Annotated in this window: 23 protein-coding genes; 6 read left to right on the top strand and 17 right to left on the bottom strand. The window is 54.4% G+C overall.

The window, feature by feature from the left end:
• The first annotated feature begins 10 nt into the window (after positions 1 to 10).
• The 3 genes from ACQZQY_RS06395 to ACQZQY_RS06385 are packed head-to-tail and all read left to right on the top strand — an operon-like array spanning position 11 to position 3,529.
• Positions 11 to 2,308, top strand: coding sequence for a formate C-acetyltransferase (locus ACQZQY_RS06395; protein ID WP_217202729.1), 2,298 nt, complete (start codon positions 11 to 13; stop codon positions 2,306 to 2,308).
• Positions 2,274 to 3,161 carry a [formate-C-acetyltransferase]-activating enzyme gene (locus ACQZQY_RS06390; RefSeq protein WP_183850419.1) on the top strand — a complete coding sequence of 296 codons (888 nt, stop codon included), beginning with the start codon at positions 2,274 to 2,276 and terminating at the stop codon, positions 3,159 to 3,161. The genes ACQZQY_RS06395 and ACQZQY_RS06390 overlap by 35 nt, the downstream gene beginning before the upstream one ends.
• A gap of 23 nt (positions 3,162 to 3,184) precedes the next feature.
• Positions 3,185 to 3,529, top strand: a complete 345-nt coding sequence (locus ACQZQY_RS06385; RefSeq protein WP_056772102.1) for a PTS fructose-like transporter subunit IIB — start codon at positions 3,185 to 3,187, stop codon at positions 3,527 to 3,529.
• A 40-nt stretch (positions 3,530 to 3,569) separates the two neighbouring features.
• On the opposite strand, the gene ACQZQY_RS06380 is transcribed toward ACQZQY_RS06385, so the two are convergent.
• From ACQZQY_RS06380 to metE, 3 genes are all read right to left on the bottom strand, one after another.
• Positions 3,570 to 4,433 (bottom strand): AraC family transcriptional regulator, encoded by an 864-nt coding sequence (locus tag ACQZQY_RS06380; RefSeq protein WP_414070153.1) that lies wholly within the window; start codon positions 4,431 to 4,433, stop codon positions 3,570 to 3,572.
• A gap of 158 nt (positions 4,434 to 4,591) precedes the next feature.
• Positions 4,592 to 5,356: an SDR family NAD(P)-dependent oxidoreductase gene (locus ACQZQY_RS06375; RefSeq protein WP_056772109.1), complete on the bottom strand. Its 765-nt coding sequence runs from the start codon at positions 5,354 to 5,356 to the stop codon at positions 4,592 to 4,594.
• 223 nt (positions 5,357 to 5,579) lie between these two features.
• Complete coding sequence (gene metE, locus ACQZQY_RS06370; protein ID WP_431296804.1) at positions 5,580 to 7,859, bottom strand: 5-methyltetrahydropteroyltriglutamate--homocysteine S-methyltransferase; 2,280 nt, start codon at positions 7,857 to 7,859, stop codon at positions 5,580 to 5,582.
• A 104-nt stretch (positions 7,860 to 7,963) separates the two neighbouring features.
• On the opposite strand from metE, the gene metR reads away from it, so the two are divergent.
• Positions 7,964 to 8,899, top strand: a complete 936-nt coding sequence (gene metR, locus ACQZQY_RS06365) for an HTH-type transcriptional regulator MetR (protein ID WP_056772115.1) — start codon at positions 7,964 to 7,966, stop codon at positions 8,897 to 8,899.
• On the opposite strand, the gene ACQZQY_RS06360 is transcribed toward metR, so the two are convergent.
• Positions 8,805 to 9,704: a carboxylate/amino acid/amine transporter gene (locus tag ACQZQY_RS06360; protein WP_136375144.1), complete on the bottom strand. Its 900-nt coding sequence runs from the start codon at positions 9,702 to 9,704 to the stop codon at positions 8,805 to 8,807. The two genes, metR and ACQZQY_RS06360, sit on opposite strands and share 95 nt — an antisense overlap.
• 202 nt (positions 9,705 to 9,906) lie before the next feature.
• Between ACQZQY_RS06360 and ACQZQY_RS06355 the strand changes: the two genes are divergently transcribed.
• The gene (locus ACQZQY_RS06355; protein WP_431296803.1) at positions 9,907 to 10,209 is read left to right on the top strand and encodes a DUF2756 domain-containing protein; all 303 of its coding nucleotides are present in this window, start codon (positions 9,907 to 9,909) and stop codon (positions 10,207 to 10,209) included.
• Between the two features lie 247 nt (positions 10,210 to 10,456).
• Positions 10,457 to 11,131, top strand: a complete 675-nt coding sequence (locus tag ACQZQY_RS06350) for a hypothetical protein (RefSeq protein WP_431296802.1) — start codon at positions 10,457 to 10,459, stop codon at positions 11,129 to 11,131.
• Positions 11,132 to 11,185: 54 nt separating this feature from the next.
• Here the strand turns inward: ACQZQY_RS06350 and ugpQ are convergent, their stop codons facing one another.
• The 13 genes from ugpQ to livH all read right to left on the bottom strand — a co-directional run bounded on the left by ugpQ (position 11,186) and on the right by livH (position 23,119).
• Positions 11,186 to 11,926, bottom strand: coding sequence for a glycerophosphodiester phosphodiesterase (ugpQ, locus tag ACQZQY_RS06345; protein WP_390973895.1), 741 nt, complete (start codon positions 11,924 to 11,926; stop codon positions 11,186 to 11,188).
• A gap of 2 nt (positions 11,927 to 11,928) precedes the next feature.
• Entirely contained in the window at positions 11,929 to 13,002 is a 1,074-nt protein-coding gene (locus tag ACQZQY_RS06340; RefSeq protein ID WP_431296801.1) for a sn-glycerol-3-phosphate import ATP-binding protein UgpC, read from the bottom strand.
• 6 nt (positions 13,003 to 13,008) lie between these two features.
• Entirely contained in the window at positions 13,009 to 13,854 is an 846-nt protein-coding gene (gene ugpE, locus ACQZQY_RS06335) for a sn-glycerol-3-phosphate ABC transporter permease UgpE (protein ID WP_056772126.1), read from the bottom strand.
• A complete protein-coding gene (gene ugpA, locus ACQZQY_RS06330; protein ID WP_056772129.1) occupies positions 13,851 to 14,738 on the bottom strand; it encodes a sn-glycerol-3-phosphate ABC transporter permease UgpA in 888 nt (295 codons plus the stop codon). Before ugpA ends, ugpE begins: the two co-directional genes overlap by 4 nt.
• 166 nt (positions 14,739 to 14,904) lie before the next feature.
• Positions 14,905 to 16,218: a sn-glycerol-3-phosphate ABC transporter substrate-binding protein UgpB gene (ugpB, locus tag ACQZQY_RS06325; RefSeq protein ID WP_183850407.1), complete on the bottom strand. Its 1,314-nt coding sequence runs from the start codon at positions 16,216 to 16,218 to the stop codon at positions 14,905 to 14,907.
• Between the two features lie 202 nt (positions 16,219 to 16,420).
• Positions 16,421 to 16,900: an Hcp family type VI secretion system effector gene (locus ACQZQY_RS06320; RefSeq protein WP_431296800.1), complete on the bottom strand. Its 480-nt coding sequence runs from the start codon at positions 16,898 to 16,900 to the stop codon at positions 16,421 to 16,423.
• A 3-nt stretch (positions 16,901 to 16,903) separates the two neighbouring features.
• The gene (locus ACQZQY_RS06315; RefSeq protein ID WP_183850402.1) at positions 16,904 to 17,164 is read right to left on the bottom strand and encodes a hypothetical protein; all 261 of its coding nucleotides are present in this window, start codon (positions 17,162 to 17,164) and stop codon (positions 16,904 to 16,906) included.
• Positions 17,151 to 17,867, bottom strand: coding sequence for a hypothetical protein (locus ACQZQY_RS06310; protein WP_431296799.1), 717 nt, complete (start codon positions 17,865 to 17,867; stop codon positions 17,151 to 17,153). Before ACQZQY_RS06310 ends, ACQZQY_RS06315 begins: the two co-directional genes overlap by 14 nt.
• Positions 17,868 to 18,105: 238 nt before the next feature.
• A complete protein-coding gene (locus tag ACQZQY_RS06305; RefSeq protein ID WP_431296798.1) occupies positions 18,106 to 19,293 on the bottom strand; it encodes a PLP-dependent aminotransferase family protein in 1,188 nt (395 codons plus the stop codon).
• A 131-nt stretch (positions 19,294 to 19,424) separates the two neighbouring features.
• Complete coding sequence (gene livF / locus ACQZQY_RS06300) at positions 19,425 to 20,126, bottom strand: high-affinity branched-chain amino acid ABC transporter ATP-binding protein LivF (protein WP_136376388.1); 702 nt, start codon at positions 20,124 to 20,126, stop codon at positions 19,425 to 19,427.
• 13 nt (positions 20,127 to 20,139) lie between these two features.
• A complete protein-coding gene (gene livG / locus ACQZQY_RS06295) occupies positions 20,140 to 20,910 on the bottom strand; it encodes a high-affinity branched-chain amino acid ABC transporter ATP-binding protein LivG (RefSeq protein WP_013577465.1) in 771 nt (256 codons plus the stop codon).
• Positions 20,907 to 22,196, bottom strand: coding sequence for a high-affinity branched-chain amino acid ABC transporter permease LivM (locus tag ACQZQY_RS06290; protein ID WP_056772153.1), 1,290 nt, complete (start codon positions 22,194 to 22,196; stop codon positions 20,907 to 20,909). Before ACQZQY_RS06290 ends, livG begins: the two co-directional genes overlap by 4 nt.
• Complete coding sequence (livH, locus tag ACQZQY_RS06285) at positions 22,193 to 23,119, bottom strand: high-affinity branched-chain amino acid ABC transporter permease LivH (RefSeq protein ID WP_056772157.1); 927 nt, start codon at positions 23,117 to 23,119, stop codon at positions 22,193 to 22,195. Before livH ends, ACQZQY_RS06290 begins: the two co-directional genes overlap by 4 nt.
• Between the last annotated feature and the right edge of the window lie 7 nt (positions 23,120 to 23,126).

Here is a 23,126-nt window from a genome sequence, read left to right as displayed (position 1 = left end):
GGAGAATATGATGACGTCCCGCACCGAACGACTGAAAGCCGCACTGTTCGCCAGCCCGCGTGAAATCTCGCTGGAACGTGCCCTGCTGTATACCGAAAGTCACCGCAGCACAGAGGGCGAACTGACTCTTGTGCGCCGTGCTAAAGCCACGGCATACATTATGGATAACGTTGAGATTGCCCTGCGTGAAGACGAGCTGATTGCCGGTAACCGAACGGTCAAACCGCGTGCGGGGATCATCTCTCCTGAAATGGACCCTTACTGGCTGCTCAAAGAGCTGGACGCGTTTTCCACCCGCCCCCAGGACCGTTTCACTATTTCCGGGGAAGATAAACAGATCTATCGCGGGCAGCTTTTCCCTTACTGGGAATCGCGCTCAATGAAAGACTTCATCAACAGCCAGATGCCGGAAGAGGTCACGGCGGCCACCCGGACCCAGATTTTCAGTATTAATCAGACCGATAAAGGCCAGGGGCACATCATTATTGATTACCCGCGCCTGCTTAATTCGGGTCTGGACAATTTAGTGGCTGAACTTGTGCAGCTCAATGATCAGGCGCCGGATAACGCCTTTTATCAGGCGGCGCTGATTCTGCTTAAGGCCGCACAACGGCATATTTTGCGCTACGCCGCACTGGCTGAAGAGATGGCGGAAAGCTGTCAGGACGACACAAGAAAACAGGAACTGGTACGTATCGCTCACGTCTCGCGCCATATTTCCGGCAATAAGCCGCAGGATTTCTATCAGGCCTGCCAGCTGTTCTGGTACATGAATATCATTTTGCAGTACGAATCCAACGCCAGTTCATTGTCACTTGGCCGCTTCGATCAGTACATGCTGCCGTTCTACCAGCATTCCCTTTCACACGGCGAATCCCCGGCGTTTCTTAAAGAGTTGCTGGAAAGTCTGTGGGTGAAATGCAATGACATCGTGCTGTTACGCTCCGCCTCCAGCGCCCGTTACTTCGCCGGTTTCCCGACCGGTTACACCATTTTACTGGGCGGCCTGACAGAAACCGGTCGCAGCGCCGTCAATGTGCTGTCGTTCCTCTGTCTGGATGCCTACCAGAATGTTTGCCTGCCGCAGCCGAATCTCGGGGTGCGGGTCAATGAACTGATTGACCGCCCGTTCCTGCTGAAAACCGCCGAAACGATCCGAATGGGGACCGGTATTCCGCAAATCTTCAATGATGAAGTCGTGGTGCCTGCCTTCCTTAACCGCGGTGTTTCGCTTGAAGACGCGCGGGATTACGCCGTGGTGGGCTGCGTCGAATTATCGATTCCGGGAAAAACATACGGCCTGCATGACATCGCGATGTTTAACCTGCTGAAAGTCATGGAACTGACGCTGCACGAAAATGAAGGCAATGCGGCAATGACTTATCCGGAACTGGTGGAGCAGATCCGCCAGAAAATCAGCCATTACGTCAGGCTGATGGCGCAGGGCAGCAATATCTGTGACATCGGCCACCGTGACTGGGCGCCGGTTCCCCTGCTGTCTTCGTTTATCGAAGGCTGTCTGAACAGCGGCAAAGACATTACTGAGGGCGGCGCGCGCTACAACTTCTCGGGGGTTCAGGGCATTGGCATCGCGAATCTCAGCGATTCCCTGCACGCACTCAAAGGCATGGTGTTTGACCAGCAACGTCTGACGTTTGATGAGCTACTGGCTTCGCTGAAAGAGAACTTTGCCAGTGAAGAGGGCCGCGCCATCCGCGCCCGGCTCATCAACCGCTTCGAGAAATATGGCAACGACGTTGATGAAGTGGATTTAATCAGTGCCGACTTACTGCGTTATTACTGCAAAGAGGTCGAGCAATACCGCAACCCGCGTGGCGGCCAGTTCACTCCGGGTTCTTACACGGTGTCAGCACATGTGCCGCTGGGCGCCGTGGTCGGTGCAACGCCCGATGGACGGTTCGCCGGTGAGCAACTTGCCGACGGCGGCCTTTCCCCGATGCTGGGACAAGATCACCAAGGGCCGACCGCCGTCCTGAAATCGGTCAGCAAACTCGACAACACTCTGCTGTCTAACGGGACGTTGCTCAATGTGAAATTCACGCCATCCACGCTGGAAGGTCAGCAGGGGCTGAACAAACTGGCGGATTTCCTCGGCGCCTTTACCCGACTGAAACTACAGCATATACAGTTCAACGTGGTGAACGCTGAACAACTGCGTGAAGCGCAAAAGCGTCCGCAGGATTTTGCCGGGCTGGTCGTCAGGGTGGCGGGTTACAGCGCGTTCTTTGTCGAACTGTCGAGGGAGATTCAGGATGACATTATCGGCCGTACCGCACACCAGTTATGATATGCAGATCCCTGTGTTGAATGAGCCGGAAAGGCGCGGGCGCATTTTCAATATTCAGCGCTTTTCGCTCAATGACGGCCAGGGTATTCGTACCCTGGTTTTCTTCAAAGGCTGCCCGCACCGCTGTCCGTGGTGCGCCAACCCTGAATCGATGTCGCCACGTATTCAGGTCATCAAACGGCAGGCGAAATGCCTGAACTGCCGCACCTGTTTGCAGGATCCGAACGAATGCCCGAGTGGCGCAATGGAATATGTCGGCGAAGACATTACGCTGCCGGCGTTAATGACACGCCTGCTCAAAGATGAGATTTTTTTCCGTTCGTCGGGCGGCGGTGTCACGCTGTCAGGTGGCGAGGTGTTAATGCAATATGCTTTTGCCGGCCAGTTACTCCGGCAGTTGCAGGCTTTGGGCATTTCGACGGCGATCGAAACGGCGGGCGATGCGCCGCTGGATCATCTGCTTGCGCTTACCGATCACTGCGATCAGGTGTTGTATGATTTCAAAATGATGGATCCCGCGCTGGCAAGATCAGTGCTCAATATGAACCAGCCAAGAGTGTTGCAGAATTTCACCGCGCTGACACAACGCGGCGTGAAGCTGCTTCCACGGATTCCGCTGATCCCAGGCTTCACGTTAACGCCTGAAAATATGCGACAAATATTGGATTTCCTGAAGCCTTTCAAATTAACTGAAATCCACCTTTTACCCTTCCACAAATACGGTGAAGCGAAATATCCGTTACTGGATAAACCCTATTCAATGCATCAAACAAAGGTGCCGGATGCCGCAACTATTGCGCCGTTTTATGCGATGGCCGAAAAATACGGTTATAACGTGACGCTGGGTGGGTAAAACTTTTGATCAGAGGAAATACGATGTCGCTCAAACTGGTTGCAGTAACCGCATGTATCAGCGGTGTGGCGCACACTTATATGGCGGCAGAGCGTCTTGAAAAGCTCAGCGCACAGGAAAAATGGCAGGTGAAAGTGGAAACGCAGGGCGCGCTGGGCATTGAAAACATGCTGTCAGAAAGTGATATCGCTCAGGCCGATATTGTTCTGTTAATCACCGAGATCCAACTGGAAAACCGCGAGCGCTTTGCCCACAGCCGCTGCGTTCAGACAGGCATGCATACCTTTTTACGCACGCCCGAAAAAGTGATGACTGCCGTAAAGAAAATAGCCACCTCGCCACAGGGTACACACATCATCCTGCCGTAACCTTGCCTTCGCCAGGGTTGCCCGCAAACTGCAAAACACATCACGCCTGTTCCTGCTCAAACTGGCTGCGATATTGCCGACGGTATTCCGACGGGGAACGTTCGGTGCTTTTCTTAAACTGACGGCAAAAGTAGTTACTGTCGGTAAATCCGCAGGCATGCGCCACTTCTTTCACCTTCATGTCGTAGCCTTTCAGCAGATTTTTCGCCTGTTCCAGCCGGACATAATTCAGATATTCATTCAGCCCGATGCCGCCGCTTTTTTGGAATAAATGCGATAAATAATTCGGCGAGATGTAGAAAGATTTAGCGACAGAATCGCGGGTCAGCGGCTCGCGAAAATAGACTTCGATATGCTGGCGGATGGCACTGAACAGAGCCTGGCTGCGCGATGCCGTTTGTACCGAAGAGCTGAACAGATCTAACGCATGGCTCAGCAGCCCTTTCACCAAAAATTTCGCGGTTTGCTGATCGCTTCTGTGCCACGCCAGCTCGTTCAGCGCCTGCAACATAAATGCCCCGACGCGCGGGCCGCGTCTGCCGATATTGCCCTTTTCGCTGGAATCAAAACCTGCACCATTCCAGTGGAGCAGGCTAAAACCCAGTTGCTGTTTGCCAAATAAAATACTCAGCGTGCGCACCGGCATCTGCCACCGGGGGCTGTTCCAGCCTTTCGCCGGAACATATAACACATCGCCCGCCTGCAGGAGCGTCGCCTGAGTCGTCCCCTGTTCGTCCTCCCATTCCATTACCTGCTCGCCGTCCAGAATCAGCTCGAGACGCGGAAAATCGACCTGATAGGCCAGCGCAGGAACCGGATGCTGGTTGCCCGCATAATAAACCTGGCGGATGCCATTGGTGGCTTCAAGTACCGGAGATAAAACAGAAAAAAGCGGATGAGTCATGGTCGTGCTACCTGTTTGCAGAATCACACCATGATAACCAACCTGCGTGGAAGGAAGAAAAAGAAGTCACAGATTTGCGAACAATGACGGGAAAACATTGACGGGAAAAGGGTTCACCGGCGGCCGTCGACGCACGCCGGTGAACAGGACACAGCCGGTTATGCCTGCGGAGGCTGGCCGTTAGAGGCACTGAGCCCGCCATCCACCGGCAGATTTACGCCGGTCACAAACCGGGCATCGTGGCTGGCGAGAAACGCGATCACGTCAGCGATTTCTTCCGGCTCAGCGCCACGGCCAAGCGGGATGCGTTCTGCAAATTTATCCAGCAGAGGCTGATTGTCTTTTATCCCTGCCGCCATCTCGGTAAAGGTCAGCGATGGGCAAACCGCGTTGACACGCACACCGTCTTTACCGTGATCCATAGCAACCGAACGGGTGAAGTTGGTTACGCCGCCTTTGGCCGCGTTGTAGAAACTCATGCCCCAGTCGCCGCCCATGCCAGACACGGATGAGATGTTCACGATGTTGCCTTTGCTTTTTATCAGCGCGGGCATAAAGAAACGCGTGCAGTAGAAAACACCGCTCAGGTCGATGGCCAGAATTTTTTGCCAGTCCTCGAGACTTGCCTCGGTCACTTTCCCCTGGACGACCACGCCTGCGCCATTCACCAGCACATCCACGCGGCCAAATTTATCCCCGATCACCGCCGCCATTCGCTCGACGTCCTGCGCCGACGAAACATCTGCCAGATGAATATAATATTGCGTGCTGCTCAGCGTGCTCGCGACTTTCTCCAGTTTCTCTTTGGTTCGGCCAACCAGCACGACTATCGCGCCTTCATCAGCAAAACGCCGGGCCGTTGCCGCCCCCATACCTGAACCCGCGCCGGTCACGACAACCACTTTGTCTGTAAATCGGTTCATGTTCTCTCCCTGTTTTAAATGTTTGAAATGAATGAAACGTCCTTTAAGCCTAGCGGACAACGCCACCTCGTGCGGAAACGAGCCGCCAAAATGGCCGCTAATCAGCCCGCAGCCACCGTATGACGCCGCCTGAGAGAGTCGTAACAAAGTACGAATGAGCGCCAAAAAAAAGGGGCACCGGAGTGCCCCAACTGTTGCAGCAACAACACAACAACTCTTAATTTCAGGCTTGCTCAGCGCGCAGACGTTTGGCGGCTTTGACCATGTTTTCCAGCGATTCGCGGGTTTCAGGCCAGCCCCGGGTTTTCAGCCCGCAATCCGGATTGACCCACAGACGCTCTGCCGGAATGCGGTCCGCAGCTTTTCGCAGCAGATCTTCAATCCATTCCACGCTTGGGACATTCGGCGAGTGAATGTCATAGACGCCCGGTCCGATTTCGTTCGGGTATTCGAAGTCTTTGAATGATTCCAGCAAATCCATATCAGAACGCGAGGTTTCGATGGTGATCACGTCAGCATCCAGCGCGGCAATGGAATCCATGATGTCGTTGAATTCGCAGTAACACATGTGGGTGTGGATCTGGGTGTCATCACGGGCAACCGCGGCATTGAGTTTGAACGCATCCACCGCCCAGCGCAGGTACGCCTTCCACTCGGACTGACGCAATGGCAGGCCTTCGCGCAGCGCCGGTTCATCAATCTGAATGATGCCGATACCGGCTTTTTCCAGATCTTCCACTTCGTCACGCAGCGCCAGCGCGATTTGTTTGGCGATGGTTTCACGGCTGATATCTTCACGCGGGAAGGACCAGCAGAGAATGGTGAGCGGGCCGGTGAGCATGCCTTTGACCGGTTTTTCGGTCAGGGACTGGGCGTACTTCGCCCACTCAACGGTGATCGCTTCGGGACGGCTGACGTCGCCGATAATCACCGGCGGTTTCACGCAGCGGGAACCGTAGCTCTGTACCCAGCCGTTTTGCGTGAACACAAAACCGTCCAGATGCTCACCGAAGTATTCAACCATGTCATTACGTTCAGCTTCACCGTGAACCAGCACGTCGATATCCAGACGTTCCTGCTCTTTGATGGCCTGCTTAATGTGCTCGCTGATACCGGTGCGGTATTTGGTGTTATCCAGACGGCCTTGTTTGAAGTCCAGACGCAGGCCGCGAATTTCGGTGGTTTGCGGGAAAGAACCGATGGTGGTGGTCGGCCATGCAGGCAAATTGAAACGGGCACGCTGGGCTTTGGCACGTTGGGTATAAACGTTCTGTCGCTCAATATCGGCGCCGGTGATCGCGGCCACGCGCTGAGTGACTGCCGCATTGTTCACTCGGGCGGACTCACGGCGGGCGCGGATGGGTGCGCTGTATTGTGCCAGTTTCTGCTGCGCTTCCCCGGTGGGATTGTTCAGCGCGGAGGTCAGCAACGCCAGCTCGGCACATTTTTGCAGGGCAAACGCGAACCAGCTTTTCACTTCCTCATCCAGACGGCTTTCGACACTTAAATCGATCGGGCTGTGCAGCAGTGAACAGGAGCTGCCGATCCAGACATTACGGCCTGCCACCAGCGGTTTCAGACGGTCAAACCAGGTGCTCAGATCCGCACGCCAGACGTTACGGCCATTGATCACCCCCAGAGAAATCAGCCAGTCTTCAGGCAGCGCGTTGAACACAGTTTGCAGGTCATCGCGACCGGCAACGGCGTCAATGTGCAGACCCTGCACCGGCAGCTGGCGGATGATGTCGAGGTTATGCCCGACGCTGTCGAAATAAGTGGTCAGCAGCAGTTTGATTTTGCTCTGTTCCAGCGCGGTGTAGGCCGGTTTGCAGGCATCCAGCCATTCCTGCGGCAGTTCCAGCACCAGCGCCGGTTCGTCGATCTGCACCCATTCGATGTCGCGCTTTGCCAGCTCCGCCAGCACCTTCTGATATACCGGCAGAATGTCGTTGAGCAGGGAAAGGCGGTTGAACTGTTCGCCTTTCACTTTGCCGAGCCACAGATAAGTCAGCGGCCCCAGCAGAACAGGTTTCACTTTGTGGCCGAGCGCCAGCGCTTCGTCCACTTCTTCCAGCAGTTGTGTCCAGGTCAGTTTGAATTTCTGCCCTTTCACAAACTCCGGCACCATGTAGTGATAGTTGGTGTTAAACCATTTGGTCATTTCCGCAGCGGCAGCCGGTTTACCGGACGGTGCGCGGCCACGGCCAAGACGGAATAAAGTATCGAGGTCAACAGAGCCATCGGCGTTCTGGTGACGTGCCGGCACGTTACCCAGCAGCAGGCTGGTGGTCAGAACGTGATCGTACCAGGCGAAATCGCCCACCGGCACCATATCCACGCCAGCTTCAGTTTGTTGTTTCCAGTGACGGGCGCGCAGTTCGCGGCCGGTGGCCAGCAGTTCTTCCTGAGTGGAATTGCCTGCCCAGTAGCTTTCTTGTGCTTTTTTAAGTTCACGACGCAGACCAACGCGTGGAAAACCCAGAGTGTGATTCAGTATCGTCATCTTTTTAATTCCCGTTTAGCCATCCAGATGTTTACACATCCATAATCCGCAGGTAGTGTATATTCCACAAGCGCAAATTATTCATGACACAGTGAAGGACTCTCATGATCGAACTGAAACACCTGCGAACGTTGCAAGCACTGCGCAACACCGGGTCACTGGCCGCCGCCGCCTCACAGCTTCATCAGACCCAATCGGCCCTGTCGCACCAGTTCAGTGACCTTGAGCAACGTCTCGGTTTCAGGTTGTTCGTGCGAAAAAGTCAGCCTTTACGGTTCACGCCGCAGGGCGAAATCATGCTGAATCTGGCGGAACAGGTGCTGCCGCAAATCCAGCAGGCGTTGCAGGCATGCAATGAACCGCATCAGGCGTCGTTACGCATTGCGATTGAGTGTCACAGCTGTATTCAGTGGCTGACGCCCGCGCTGGATAACTTCCATCAGAACTGGCCGCAGGTGATGATGGATTTCAAATCCGGCGTGACATTCGACCCGCAGCCCGCGCTGCAACAGGGCGAGCTGGATATCGTCTTAACCTCCGACATCCTGCCGCGCAGCGGTCTGCATTATTCCCCGATGTTTGATTTTGAAGTGCGTCTGGTGCTGGCACCGGATCATCCGCTGGCGGCGAAACCGGTCATCACACCGGAAGACCTCAGCAGTGAAACGCTGATGATTTATCCCGTGCAGCGGCAGCGTCTGGATATCTGGCGGCATTTCCTGCAACCGGCGGGCGTCAGTCCGGCACTGAAAAATGTCGATAACACGTTGTTATTGATTCAGATGGTGTCGGCGAGAATGGGGATTGCGGCGCTGCCCCACTGGGTGGTGGAAAGTTTTGAGCGCCAGGGTCTGGTTGTGACCAAAACCCTGGGCGATGGCTTATGGAGCCGGCTGTACGCTGCCGTGCGTGACGGCGAACAGCGCCAGCCGGTGACCGAAGCCTTTATTCGTTCGGCGCGGCAGCACGCGTGCGATCATCTGCCGTTTGTTCGCGACGCGGCACGACCCAACGCCGGTGTACCCACAGTGAGGACATAATCACTGCGGCTCCCACGATAAAGCTCGGCCAGTGCGGCTGCTGTTGCCAGATCGCCAGATTAACCAGCAGCCCGGCCGGGACGTGAAAGTTGTTCATAATCCCAAGTGTTCCCGCATCAACCTGCGTTGCACCGTAGTTCCACATGAAATACCCAAGCCCCGATGCGCCGATCCCCAGCCACACCAGAATGCCCCATTGCAGATCCGTGGTCGGCAGTTTTTGCGGATTGCCCCACAGGAACCACGCCACAACGGCGCACAGCAGCGCACCGATGTAGAACCAGGAAAACGCCGTGTGCTGCGGCACCGGACGGGTTTCCATCAGACGTTTATAGCCTACCTGCCCGATGGCAAAACAAATGTTCGCCGCCTGCACCAGCAGCAGGCCGATGATGAAATGTTCACTGATGTGGTCGTAACGGATAATCGCCGCACCCGCCACCGCCAGCAGCGCGCTGAGCGCATAGCCGATGCGGATTTTGCGCCCGCTGATCAGGTCATAAATCAGCGTAACGTACAGCGGCGTCATCACGGTAAACAGCAGGAATTCCGGCACCGAAAGGTACAGATATGCCTCAAAGCTGATGAGATACATGATGCCAAGCTGCATCGCGCCCACGGCCATGTACAGCAAGATGGTGGTGAGCTGATGGCCTTTCCAGCGTAAAAACGGCAGGAAAACCAGCGCCGCCAGCCCTAAACGGACCAGCACGGCGAATACGCTGTCGACCTGTCCGGCGAGATAGACGCCAATCAGGCTGAAGGAAAAGGCCCACAAAATGGTGGTGATAATGAGTAAAGGCACGGCAGTTGAGCCCTAAAATGATAAAGATGGATGATTGTAGCGGAATGAAGGAAACCGCGAAGCGTGAAGGTGGTTGACGTTTGTTTAATTATAGAGCAAACGAGACGCATGCCACGCTTTGAGGGAAACGTGCCCTCAAATGACACGCTGTCGGGTGTGATGGCATACACTTAACGGATGACTGGAAATGGAGGATGAACCGATGAAACGCTCATATGGAATTATTGCCGTACTGCCATTGCTGCTTGCCGTTCACACTGCGGGCGCCGCCGACAAAGTGCCCAACGCTAACGATCCCCTGCTGACCAACCCGTCGCAACAGCGTATGCAACAACAGCAGCAGAACAATCAGCAAATGCAGAAACGCCAGCAGGAGCAGGATTTACGCAGCAGTCAGCAGCAGCAACAGCTTAAGCTGAAATCGCAAATCCAGAGCAATCAGCAACGGTTGCAGATCCAGCAGAATAACCAGACGTTTAACCAGAAGTTAAATCAGACACCGTAATATGACCGGAGGCACTCAGTGCCTCTTAGTTTTTTAAAAGCCGTTCTCCTTCCCCGACTATTTACCTCCGGTAATATTACCGCATTAAATAAATCACACCTTCCCTAATATTTTTATTAATGCTTTAATCTTCCTGGCCGACAGGAATAACGTCGTTCTGCCCCAGAAACAACACAATGAATAAAACAGGGTTAATACCTGAAGACGCATTGATAGATTTTTATAAAGCTAAAAGGGAAATTGTTGCATGAAAGTTTCAACAGGGATTGTCGTCGTCGCTGCAAGCTTATTATTATCCGCGTGTGCCACGACTCAATCTGAAAAAATCACTGCCGCTAATGGCAGCAGTGTTGGCTTGTACTCTGGTTTTGCTTCAGCAGATATGAATAACAACCGCTCGCCCGATATCTATTTACGTGAAGTGACGCCCTCTTACACGGCGGCAGGCGTGGGGCTGAATGTTCTGACATCCGTGCTGGCCGGAGGAATTGCCGTAAATTCCTTCAGTAAGGAAAACCTGAAAGGATCGGAGATCAAAGCCCTGCCAGAACCCACGAAAAACTATCTCACGCCAAGAGCCAAGCCTCTCATCGCAAAATGGCTGGAAAAAAACGGCAACGGCTATCAGTATAAAAACAATCTGAATATTGTGGCTGCACAATGGTTGCTGGTTTATAAAGATCTCTCCAGCGCCAATTCTGATTATGAACTGCGCTATACCATTAAGTTCTACAAGAAACCTGAAGATGCGAATATGTTCTCCGCCTGGGTTATTGCAGAATGTACGCCGACTGTCGTGACCGCCCCGCTCACAGACTGGCAGGCAAATAACTATGCGCTGGTCACCAAAACCACCGAAAAATATATGGATTCCTGCCTGCTGGAACTGGATAACCAACTTCCACGCCTGCTGAAGCACTGATAATTATTGCGGTGAAATGAATAAGGCGCGATGAACGCGCCTTATTTTTTGTTATCAGACAAAATCCGGCCCGATCACATCAATCTTATCCGTGCAGATGCAATCTACGCCCCAGCGCAATAATTCGCGGGCGCGCTCCGGGTTATTCACGGTGTAAACCAGAATATGCAGCCCGGCGTCTTTGATTGCCCTGACCCGCTCTTCGTTAAGCAATTTATGGTTGAGATGCAGGGAAACGCATTCGAGTTCATCGGTCAGCGCTTTCCAGTTTTCGTGCCATTCGTCAATCAGCAAACCGCGCGGCAATTCCGGTGCGGCTTTTTTGGCCGCGACCAGCGCGTCGAATTCGAACGAGGAAAGCAGCGGCGCAACGGCCTGATCTTTCCACAGTTCGCGGGCGGCCAGCGCCACCCCGGTGCCGGTTTTCTCATCGGTTCCGGTGGTCGGTTTGATCTCGATATTCACCATCATATTGTGGCGCGCACAGCGTTCGGCCACCTCGGCCAGCAACGGCAATTTTTCGCCTTTAAACGCGGCACCGTACCAGTCGCCCGCGTCGAGCTGTTGCAGTTTTTCCCACGGCAGCTCCCCCGCCACGCCCCAGCCGTTGCTGGTGCGGTTGAGCGTATCGTCGTGCAGCAGGAAGATTTCCCCGCCCTGCGCCAGTTTGGCGTCAAACTCGATCATGGTGTGGCCGTATTTCGCGCCAACGTCGATGGCTGCCAGCGTATTTTCCGGTGCCAGTGCGCCGCCGCCACGGTGCGCCACAATGCGAGGGTAAGGCCAGGCTTTCATGTTCATTCCATCCGTAATCCGGTTTGAGTATCGAAAAAGTGTAACGCTTTCGCCAGGAAATCCAAGCGCAACAGCGAGCCTGCCGTCGGAAACACTTCATGCGATAAACGCACCACAACGCCGCTGCCCGCCAGTTTGCCGTGCGCCAGATTATCGGCGCCCAGCAGTTCCAGCGTGTTAAGCACCATCGGGATCCCTTTTTGCTGATCGTCGGTCAGCTGAATGTGCTCAGGACGAACACCAACGGTCAGCTCCCGGCCACCCCATTCCGGGCGCGGAACCGGCAGCGGTAACTCAAAACCGTCTTCCATCACCAGCGACGTGCCGTCGCTGGTCAGCTGGCCGGGCAGCAGATTCATGGCCGGTGAGCCGATAAAGCTGGCGACAAACAGGCTGGCCGGACGGCGATACACTTCCGACGGCGTACCGATTTGTTCCGCAATGCCTTTGTTCATCACGATCACGCGTTCCGCCAGCGTCATGGCTTCAACCTGATCGTGGGTGACGTACAAACTGGTGGTGCGCAGACGGCGGTGAAGCTGTTGCAGTTCAAGGCGCATCTGCACGCGCAGTTTGGCATCGAGGTTGGAGAGGGGTTCGTCGAACAGGAATACCGCCGGTTCGCGCACGATAGCGCGCCCCATCGCCACACGCTGACGCTGGCCGCCGGAAAGCTCACGCGGCTTACGTTTAAGCAGCGGGCCGAGCTCGAGGATGCGTGCGGCTTCTTCAACGCGGGCAAGGATTTGCGCTTTGCCGAAGCCGCGAATTTTCAGGCCATAAGCCATGTTGTCGAACACGGTCATGTGCGGATACAACGCGTAGTTCTGGAACACCATCGCGATACCGCGATCTTTCGGTTCCAGCTCGGTGACGCGCTGGTCGTTGATATAGATATCGCCGGATGTCGTGCGCTCAAGCCCCGCCACCATACGCAGCAGCGTCGATTTTCCGCAGCCGGAAGGCCCGACCATCACGATAAATTCACCGTCGGCGACGTCCAGATCGATACTCTGGATGATCTGGTTTTTGCCGTCGTAAGACTTGGTCACTGCCTGTAATTTCAAATTTGCCATTTCGGTTTACTTCTCACTGTCTACCAGGCCGCGCACAAACCAGCGCTGCATCAGGAGCACCACCGCCAGCGGTGGTAATAAGGTCAGGATCATGGCCGCCATCACCTGATTCCATTGGGTCGAGCCGTCACCGGAGGAGATCATGCTTTTGATCCCCGCCACCGCCGTGCCCATCGAGGCATCGCTGGTGATCAGGATCGGCCACAGATACTGGTTCCAGCCATAGATGAAGGTGATAACGAACAGCGCCGCGAGATTGGTTTTCGACAGCGGCAAAACGATGTCCCAGAAAAAGCGCATGGCGCCTGCGCCGTCGATGCGCGCGGCTTCCAGCAGCTCATCCGGCAAGGTCATAAAGAACTGACGGAACAGGAAGGTGGCGGTCGCCGACGCCATCAGCGGCAGCGTCAGGCCGGTGTAGCTGTCGAGCATATGCAGATTGGCGATCACCTGTACGGTCGGGAAAATACGCACTTCCACCGGCAGCATCAGCGTCATGAAAATCAGCCAGAAGAACAGGTTACGCAGTGGAAAACGGAAGTAGACAATGGCGAACGCCGACAGCATCGAGACGGAAATCTTGCCGACGGTGATAACGATTGCCATCACAAAACTGTTGATCAGCAAACGGCCAAACGCCGGGCTGTTATTGCCGACGCCCTGCGTCCAGATGGTGCTGATGTTTTCCCATAAATGACTGCCTGGGATCAGCGTCATCGGCACCTCAAAAATCTGTTTGTTATCCAGCGACGCTGCCACAAAGGCGACATACAGCGGAAACAAAATCACCAGCACGCCGAGCAGCAGCATGATGTGGCTGAAGATATCCAGCCCTCTGCGGTTTTCAATCATTGGTAACGCACCTTACGCTCGACAAAGCGGAACTGAATGAACGTCAGGCCGCAAACCAGCAGCATAAGAATCACGGACTGCGCGGCAGAGCTGGACAGATCCAGGCCGGAGAAACCTTCGCGATAGACTTTATAAATCAGCGTGGTGGTCGCCTGCACCGGGCCACCGGCCGTCGCGGCATCAATGACCGGGAACGTATCGAAGAAGGCGTACACCAGATTGACCACCAGCAGGAAGAAACTCACCGGCGAAATCAGCGGCAGCACCAGATTGAAGAAACGTCGTACCGGGCCTGCGCCGTCGATCGCCGCCGCTTCCACCAGCGATTTAGGGATCGACTGCAACGCCGCCAGGAAGAACAGGAAGTTGTAGCTGATTTGCTTCCAGACCGACGCCAGCACCACCAGGAACATCGCCTGACCGCTGTTTTGTGCGTGGTTCCAGTTGTAGCCAATCGAGCCTAAGAAATGGGTGATCAGGCCCAGACCGGGGCTGAATAAAAACATCCACAAGACGGCGGCCACGGCAGGCGCCACGGCGTAAGGCAGGATCATCAGCGTCTGATAAATCCGGCTGCCGCGCACCACGTGATCGACCAGCGCCGCGAAAAACAGCGAAACGGCCAGTCCGATAAAGGCCACCATAAAGCTGAATTTCAGCGTGGTGTAGAAAGATTCGAGATAGTACGGATCCTGAAAAAGCTGCGTGAAGTTTGTCAGACCGGCGAAGGTACTGGATAAGCCGAAAGGATCCAGCGTCTGCACCGAATACCACAGCGCCTGACCGGCAGGCCACAGGAAGAATATCGCGGTGATTAACAGCTGCGGCAGCACCAGTGCGTAGGGCAACCAGCTGCAACCAAAACCGGGACGGTGTGAACTCATGATGGTTTACTCGTTAATGCGATGACAAAAGGCAGGCTACGCCGGAGGAGGCGTAGCGAGCGAAGCCAGACCGGGTGCGGACAGCGCACAGCTCCCGGCGCGGACACAACGTCCATGACGAGAGCAGGCACTGCCCAATCCAGACGGGCAATGCACAGTAGCCGACTTACTTAGTAGAAGCTTCGAAGCGACGCAGCAGTAAGTTCCCGCGCTGTACTGCGGTATCCAGTGCTTCTTTCGCCGTTTTCTTACCGCTCCACACGCTTTCCAGTTCTTCATCCACAATGGTACGGATCTGCGGCATGTTGCCCAGACGCAGGCCTTTAGTGAACGGTAACGGTGGTTTGTTCAGCATCTGGCGGGTAGCGACGTCAGAACCTGGATTCTTCTCGTAGAAGCCTTCTTTTTTGGTCAGCTCATACGCGGCGGTGGTCACCGGCAGATAACCGGTTTTCTGATGCCATTCGGCAGCGATGGCCGGCGTGGTCAGGAATTGCAGGAATTCGGCGACGCCTTTGTAGGTGTCTTTGTCTTTGCCGTTCATCACCCACAGGCTTGCGCCGCCGATGATGGCGTTTTGTGGTGCGCCTTTGATGTCTGCGTCGTAAGGCATCATGCCTACGCCGTAGTTGAATTTGGAATACTGACGGATGTCAGCCAGTGAACCGGAAGACGCGGTGGTCATCGCGCAATCGCCGTTGTAGAACTTGGCGGTGGATTCATCTTTACGACCAAAATAGGTGAAATCACCTTTTTTGTTCATGTCTTCCAGCATCTGGATATGCTTGATTTGTTCAGGTTTGTTGAATTCCAGAACCGCATCAGTGCCATCGAAACCGTTGTTTTTGGTGGCGATCGGCAGGCCGTGCCAGGCGCTGAAGTTTTCAATCTGGATCCAACCCTGCCAGCCGCTGGCATATCCGCATTTCATGCCCGCTTCACGCAATTTCTCGGTGTAGGCGGCCATGTCCTGCCAGGTTTTTGGTGGCTGATCCGGGTTCAGACCGGCTTTCTTGAACGCGTCTTTGTTGTAATACAGCACCGGCGTGGAGCTGTTGAAAGGCTGGGACAGCAGGCGGCCTTTGGAATCGGAGTAGTAACCGGAAACGGTCGGCACGAACTGAGACACATCCTGCTTAAGACCGGCATCGCTGAACACTTCGTAGACCGGCTTGATGGCTTTGCTGGCCATCATGGTCGCGGTACCCACTTCGTACACCTGCAAAATCGCCGGTGCATTACCGGTACGGTACGCGGCGATACCCGCAGCCAGGCTTTCGTCATATTTGCCTTTGTAAACAGGCACGATTTTGACATCAGGGTGCGTCTGGTTAAAACGGTCAGCCAGTGAGTTCACTTCTTTGCCTAACTCGCCATCCATTGAATGCCAGAAAGGAATTTCTGTCACAGCGAAAGCATTGGCGCTGAAAGCCAGCGCCAATGCGGTGCCGATAACCGTTTTTTTGAGGTTGATGAACATGCCTGTCTCCTGAATTCTGCTGGTGTGCTGCAAGTGCAGCCTGAAGTATGCCGGGTAGAGTCGGGAGGTAAAATGACACGGAAAAATGACAATAAGGTTACGATGAAGTTAAGCGGTGATGACAGGCAGATGGCAAAAAATGAGGTTCATGGCGGTTTAGCGTAATGATAAACCGTCTTCAGGACGGCTTATCTTATTAGAGTTATGCAACGGTGCGTTCATTCCAGCTGTCTTTAAATATTATGTTTCCGTCAACATATTTCCATTGAATTGACTCATAGCGAATTTCAATATTTTCCAGATGCGTTCCTGTTCCCGAATCGGGATGAAGGCTCGGAGTAATGCCGGTGATCTTCACATTTTCCATGCGAATGTTGAAATACTCCGCTTCTACACCAGCATCTGCTGTGTGATACATTTTTAATTCAGCGGATTTAAGCGTGATTCCCTGACTAATCGCACGGTAAAGTATGGGTGTTGTGCGATCAAATTCCTTTTGGAATAGGATCGGCGTATGAATACGTGTGCCTGTTAATTTTCCTGTATTCCTGTCCGTCGGAACTGTCAGGTGATGTGAAAGTGATTTCACTTCAATAGAGCCGATACGTCCATGAACATTACAGCTTCCGATAATAGGAGAACCATTTTCATCCGTTAACCACAAATAAGCAGGATTAGACATTTTTTATTTCCTTAATTTAACGTTTCTGTTTTTCTTCCTATAGCCTTCTATTTTTCCGATGTACTTTGATACACAGAAGAAAAAAACCAGCCATCCTGCGGCATAAACAAATTTCATAGGCCATACAACGGGCAGCATAAGGCATCCGATTAACCCGCCAACAAAAAGCACAGATTCAAAAAAATCCCATACTTTGACGACGGCAAATATCACCCCTTTCGCGGCGCCTTTTGCAACAACAAGAAGGGGTTTATTGTGTGACATGCAGTTTTCGCCCTACAGCATCGATTATCCTGTCAAATTCAGGCTGCCCGCGCGTAGCACCTATGTGCACCGCATCAATGAACGGTTTAACCGCAGGTTCAAAAAGAAAGTAAGTAAGGTCATAATCCTGTGGGCGAAGGAGTCTGTAAATCTCCGGGGCTTCGATGGCAAGGCTTTCTGACTTTCTTATTGAGCGCTCACTCATTCCCCCTATCAGTAAAATCATCGTCACCCTGCCAATCCAGTTTTTGGCACTTTGGGCACCGATAAATGACACTCTCGCAAGCACAGCAGCACCGATTACCGCAATAAGTTTCGCGGTAATTAAACGCCCTGCCACTGAAGATACGACACCACGATAGGCATTATTTTGTTTGTTTACTGAGGTATATTTATCGAATTCGTTAAATATAATCCCTACCGCATGTGTTATATGTTTGTAATTCAATATGTCATTATGTATTGCTTCAGCCATTCGGAAACGCTGTGTCTGATGTGCAAAGCGGGAGTCTGTATCAAAATACCCCAGGGCCAGATACCCCATATCCAAAGGAACGGTAAGCGCGCCATTAATTAATCCGGTAATTGTGGCGGGGGACATGATGATGTCTGAAATTCTATACGCAATATCTTCTATATCACTTGAAATATTATCGGTATCTGCCACGATATACTTCCCTGATTTCGTGTTGAAAAAAAACATTAATACATAAATGGTTTAATGACAAGATATTATAAATTCCAACTTTTCTTCATTAAACGTGTGTTATATCGCTGAATATTAGGGAGAGATATGAACCAGTAGCCACTGATTTTGGCTGTCTATGCCGATGGGGGGTTACCCTTAGATTATCCCACTTTTCCGGACACCCACGCGATGAAGCAAAAGAATAAGGCGCATCAGGTTACTGATGCGCCTCAGGGAATACGATAAAGAGAAATTACAGCGCGCGTTTCAGGCGGGCCACCGCTTCGTGCATTTGTTCTTCGGTTGCGGTCGCGAAGGAAAGACGGAAGGTCGAGTGGTCCGGATTATCAGCATAGAAGAATTCGCCCGGCACAAAGACCACGCCCTGCTCCAGCGTCTTTTTCATCCATTCAGCGCAGTTGCGCGGCTCGCGGAAACGCGCCCACAGGAACATACCGCCTTTCGGATATTCGAAGGTCAGCACGTCGCCCAGTTCACGCTCGAGCAGCTCAGCCATGACCTGACATTTCTTTTTGTACGCCGCACGGATGGTTTCGATCTGTGCAGGCAAACGCCCCAGGCCGAGATAGCATTCGGCAATTGACTGTGACAGCGCGCTGGCGTGCAGATCCGCCGCCTGTTTAATGATGGCGACTTTGTGCAGCAACCAGTCTGGCATGATCACCCAGCCCAGACGCAGACCCGGCGCCAGAATTTTAGAGAAGGTCGAGGTATAGATGATGTTCTCAGCGTGGCCGAACAACGCTTTCGACAGCTCAAACAACGTCGGCTGGCGTTCGTCTGTGAAACGCAGTTCGCCGTACGGGTCATCTTCTACAATCAGGAATTCGTGCTGTGCCGCCAGTTTCACCAGCTGCTCACGACGGGCGCGGCTCAGGGTGACACCGCTCGGGTTGCCGAATGTCGGCACCAGATAGACGCCTTTAATTTTGTGGGTTTTCAGCAGTTCAGCCAGTTCATCGACAATCATGCCGTCGCCGTCAGAGCCGACGGAGAGGATCTGCGCTTCGGCCAGTTCCAGCGTCTGCAACGCCGCCAGATAGGTCGGCCGTTCCACCACGAAAATATCATCCGGGTTCACGACGGCACGCATCACCAGATCCAGCGCCTGCTGGGAACCGGCGGTGACCACGATGTCGTCGGCACTGGCTACCACGCCGCGCTCTTCACAAAGCTCAGCAATACGCTCACGCAGCGTATGGCTGCCTTCCGTCAGACCGTACTGGAAAGCGTGCTCAGGCTGTTCAGTGATCGCCATTTGCGTGGCTTCGCGCAGGCCGTCGAAATCGAACAGCGCCGAAGAAGGAATACCGCCCGCCAGTGAAATAACGCCTTCCATTTTGCTGTGTTTAAGCAGTTCCCGGATGGCTGAGCTTTTGAGCCTGACCATGCGGGCGGCGAGTAAACCTTCTGTGTTCATGAAATGTTCCTGATGAGTAGCCAAGTTATAAGAATGTAAGAGTTGTTAATTTATCGACAAAATAAAAACCGCAAAGCGCCAGCCGTGCGGTTTTATAGATTTATCACAGATTTTTGAAATCCGAAGCCAATTTATGCGCCGAGATAGGCCGCACGCACCGCTTCGTTCGCCAGCAATGCCGCACCGGTATCTTCCAGTACCACATGGCCGTTCTCCAGCACATAACCGCGGTCGGCGAGTTTGAGCGCCTGATTGGCGTTTTGCTCGACCAGGAAGATGGTCATCCCCTCTTCGCGCAGTTGCTGGATGGTGTCAAAAATCTGCTGGATGATGATCGGCGCCAGCCCCAGCGACGGTTCATCGAGCAGCAGCAAACGCGGCTGGCTCATCAGCGCACGGCCAATCGCCAGCATCTGTTGTTCACCGCCGGACATGGTGCCGGAACGCTGCACACGGCGCTCTTTCAGGCGCGGAAACAGCGTAAACACGCGCTCCAGACGGGCATGAAACTGGTCACGTGTGGCAAAGAAACCGCCCATCGCCAGATTTTCTTCCACCGTCATGCGGGAGAACACGCGGCGGCCTTCCGGCACAATCGCGATATCGCCGCGCATGATTTTGGCGGTCTGCCACCGGGTGATGTCCTGCCCTTCGAAAATGATCGAGCCGTTCGTCGCACGCGGTTCGCCACACAAACTGCCGAGCAGCGTGGTTTTACCCGCGCCGTTCGCGCCGATCAGCGTGACGATTTCCCCTTTATTAATACTCAGACTGACTTCATGCAGCGCCTGAATTTTGCCGTAATGGGCGGATACCTGATTGAATGACAACATCGTGTTCTGTCCCTTACCCTTCGCCAAGATACGCACGGATCACATCCGGATTGTTTCGAATTTCAGCCGGTGTGCCCTGCGCCAGCGGCGTACCCTGATTCACCACGTAGATGCGGTCAGAAATGCCCATCACCAGTTTCATGTCGTGCTCAATCAGCAGCACCGACACGTTGTGCTGGTTACGCAGCTCGGCAATCAGCTGGTTCAGCTCTTCGGTTTCCCGCGGGTTCAGACCGGCTGCCGGTTCGTCGAGCATCAGGATTTCCGGACGCGTCACCATGCAGCGCACAATCTCGAGACGGCGTTGCTGGCCGTACGCCAGATTTCCCGCCTGACGGTTGGCCAGTTCGAGCAGCCCGACACGTTCCAGCCAGTCGGCAGCGCGATCCAGTGCATCCGCTTCAGCGCGACGGAATCCCGGCGTTTTGAACAACCCGGCCAGTACGCCGCTTTTCAGGTGCTGATGCTGGGCAACCAGCAGGTTTTCAATCACGGTCATTTCGCGGAACAGACGCACGTGCTGGAAAGTCCGCACCACGCCCATGCGGGCGATTTTCTGCCCCGGTAACCCTTCAAGATGCTGGTCGCGCAGTTTGATGGTGCCGCCGCTCGGCTTGTAGAAACCGGTCAGGCAGTTAAACACCGTGGTTTTACCGGCGCCGTTCGGGCCGATCAGCGAAACAATTTCGCCCTGGTTGAGGTTCAGCGCCACGTTGTTGACCGCCAGCAGGCCGCCAAAACGCATCATCAGACCTTCAACCGCTAACAGAGGTTGCGTGCTCATGCCTGTTCCCCCTGATCCGCGATTTGTTTCTTAGAAAGCTTCAGTTTGAGATGGACACGTTTCATCGGCAGCAAGCCCTGCGGACGCCAGATCATCATCAGCACCATTAACGCACCGAGCAGTAACATGCTGTATTCGTTCAGATCACGCATAAGCTCACGGGAAACCACCAGCAGAATCGCCGCCAGAATCACCGCGAACTGCGAGCCCATGCCGCCGAGCACCACGATAGCCAGCACGAAAGCGGATTCCGCAAAGGTGAAGGATTCCGGGCTGACAAAGCCCTGACGCGCAGCGAACAGCGTACCGGCGAAACCGGCAAACGCGGCGCTGATGGTAAACGCGGTCAGTTTGATGCGGGTCGGGTTCAGCCCGAGTGACCGGCAGGCAATTTCATCTTCACGCAACGCTTCCCACGCACGCCCCAGCGGCATACGCAGCAAACGGTTGATGATGAACAAGGTAGCGATCACCAGCAGCAGCGCCACCATGTACAGGAAGATGATGCGGTCGCTCGGGTCGTAGGCCACGCCAAAGAAGTTGCTGAAGGTGTCCCAGCCGCCGTCGCGCGGTGTGCGGCTGAATTCCAGCCCGAACAGCGTCGGTTTGGGGATCTGGCTGATGCCGTTCGGCCCGCCGGTCAGTTCGGTATTGTTGAGCAGCAGGATGCGGACGATTTCGCCGAAGCCGAGCGTCACAATTGCCAGATAGTCGCCCCGCAATCGCAGAACCGGGAATCCGAGCAGGAAACCAAATGCCGCCGACACCAGACCGGCCAGCGGTAACGCTTCCCAGAACCCGATGCCGTAATAGTGATTGAGCAGCGCGTAGGTGTAAGCGCCGATGGCGTAAAAGCCGCCGTAACCCAGCACCAGCAGGCCGGACAGCCCGACCACCACGTTCAGGCCGAGGCCGAGCATGATGTAGATGAGCGTCAGCGTGGCGATATCCACCGTGCCGCGTGAGACGATAAACGGCCAGGCGATGGCGGCGATAATCAGCACCAGTGCCAGCAGTTTTTGTTTCGGCGTCGAGCCGTCAAAGCTCGGCAACACCCAGCCCGGCCCGGAGATTTTTTTCAGGCTGCTGCTGACCATCGGGCGGAACAGCTGGAACACGAAGACAATCGCACAACCGATGGCAATCCACGTCCAGCGCACTTCACCGGCCCCGTTGACCACCAGTTTTGTGCCATCGAGGCTCAGCTGCAATCCCATAATGAACGCGGCCAGCACCAGCAGGACGAAAGCGGAAACCAGCGCATTTAACAGATTCAGGCGCTTCATACTTTCTCAACCTCCGGACGTCCGAGAATACCGGTCGGCAGTACCAGCAGCACCACGATCAGCAGCGCGAAGGAGACCACGTCTTTGTATTCGGTGCTCAGATACGCCGAGGTCAGCGCTTCGGCCACGCCTAAAATCAGGCCGCCGATCATCGCCCCCGGAATGCTGCCGATACCGCCGAGAACCGCCGCGGTGAAGGCTTTCATCCCGGCCATAAAGCCGATGTACGGGTTGATGACGCCGTAGAACTGACCGAGGAGAACGCCCGCCACCGCCGCCATTAATGCGCCGATGACGAAAGTCAGTGAGATCACGCGGTCAGTGCTGATCCCCAGCAGGCTGGCCATTTTGAGATCTTCCGCGCAGGCGCGACAGGCGCGGCCCATGCGTGAATAACGGATGAACAGCGTCAGCGCCAGCATGGCAACAAAAGTCACTATCCAGATGATCAGCTGCATGGTGCTGATGGTCGCCGCAAAGCCGTTAGCTTCGCCCAGTGTCCACTGGCCGGTCACCAGACTCGGTAAGGCGAGATCACGCGAGCCCTGGGTCAGGCTGACGTAGTTTTGCAGAAAAATAGACATCCCGATGGCAGAAATCAGTGCGATAAGACGCTTGGAGTTACGCACCGGCTTATACGCCACGCGTTCAATACTCCAGCCGTAGGCACTGGAAATCACAATCGCGGCGATAAAACCGGCACCGATCAGCAACCAGCTGGCGTCGATACCCATCATCATCAGGGCGGCGATTACGATAAAGGAGACATAACTGCCGATCATATACACCTCGCCGTGGGCGAAGTTGATCATGCCGATAATGCCGTAAACCATGGTGTAACCAATGGCGATCAGCGCATAGGTGCTGCCCAACGTGACGCCGTTGAACATTTGCTGAGTGAAATAGAGGAACTGCTCTGACATACCCTAT

The sequence above is a fragment of the Rahnella sp. PAMC25559 genome (assembly GCF_050632365.1).
GTDB classification, from domain to species: Bacteria; Pseudomonadota; Gammaproteobacteria; order Enterobacterales; family Enterobacteriaceae; genus Rahnella; species Rahnella rivi.
This window is presented reverse-complemented; position numbering and strand designations above follow the sequence as displayed.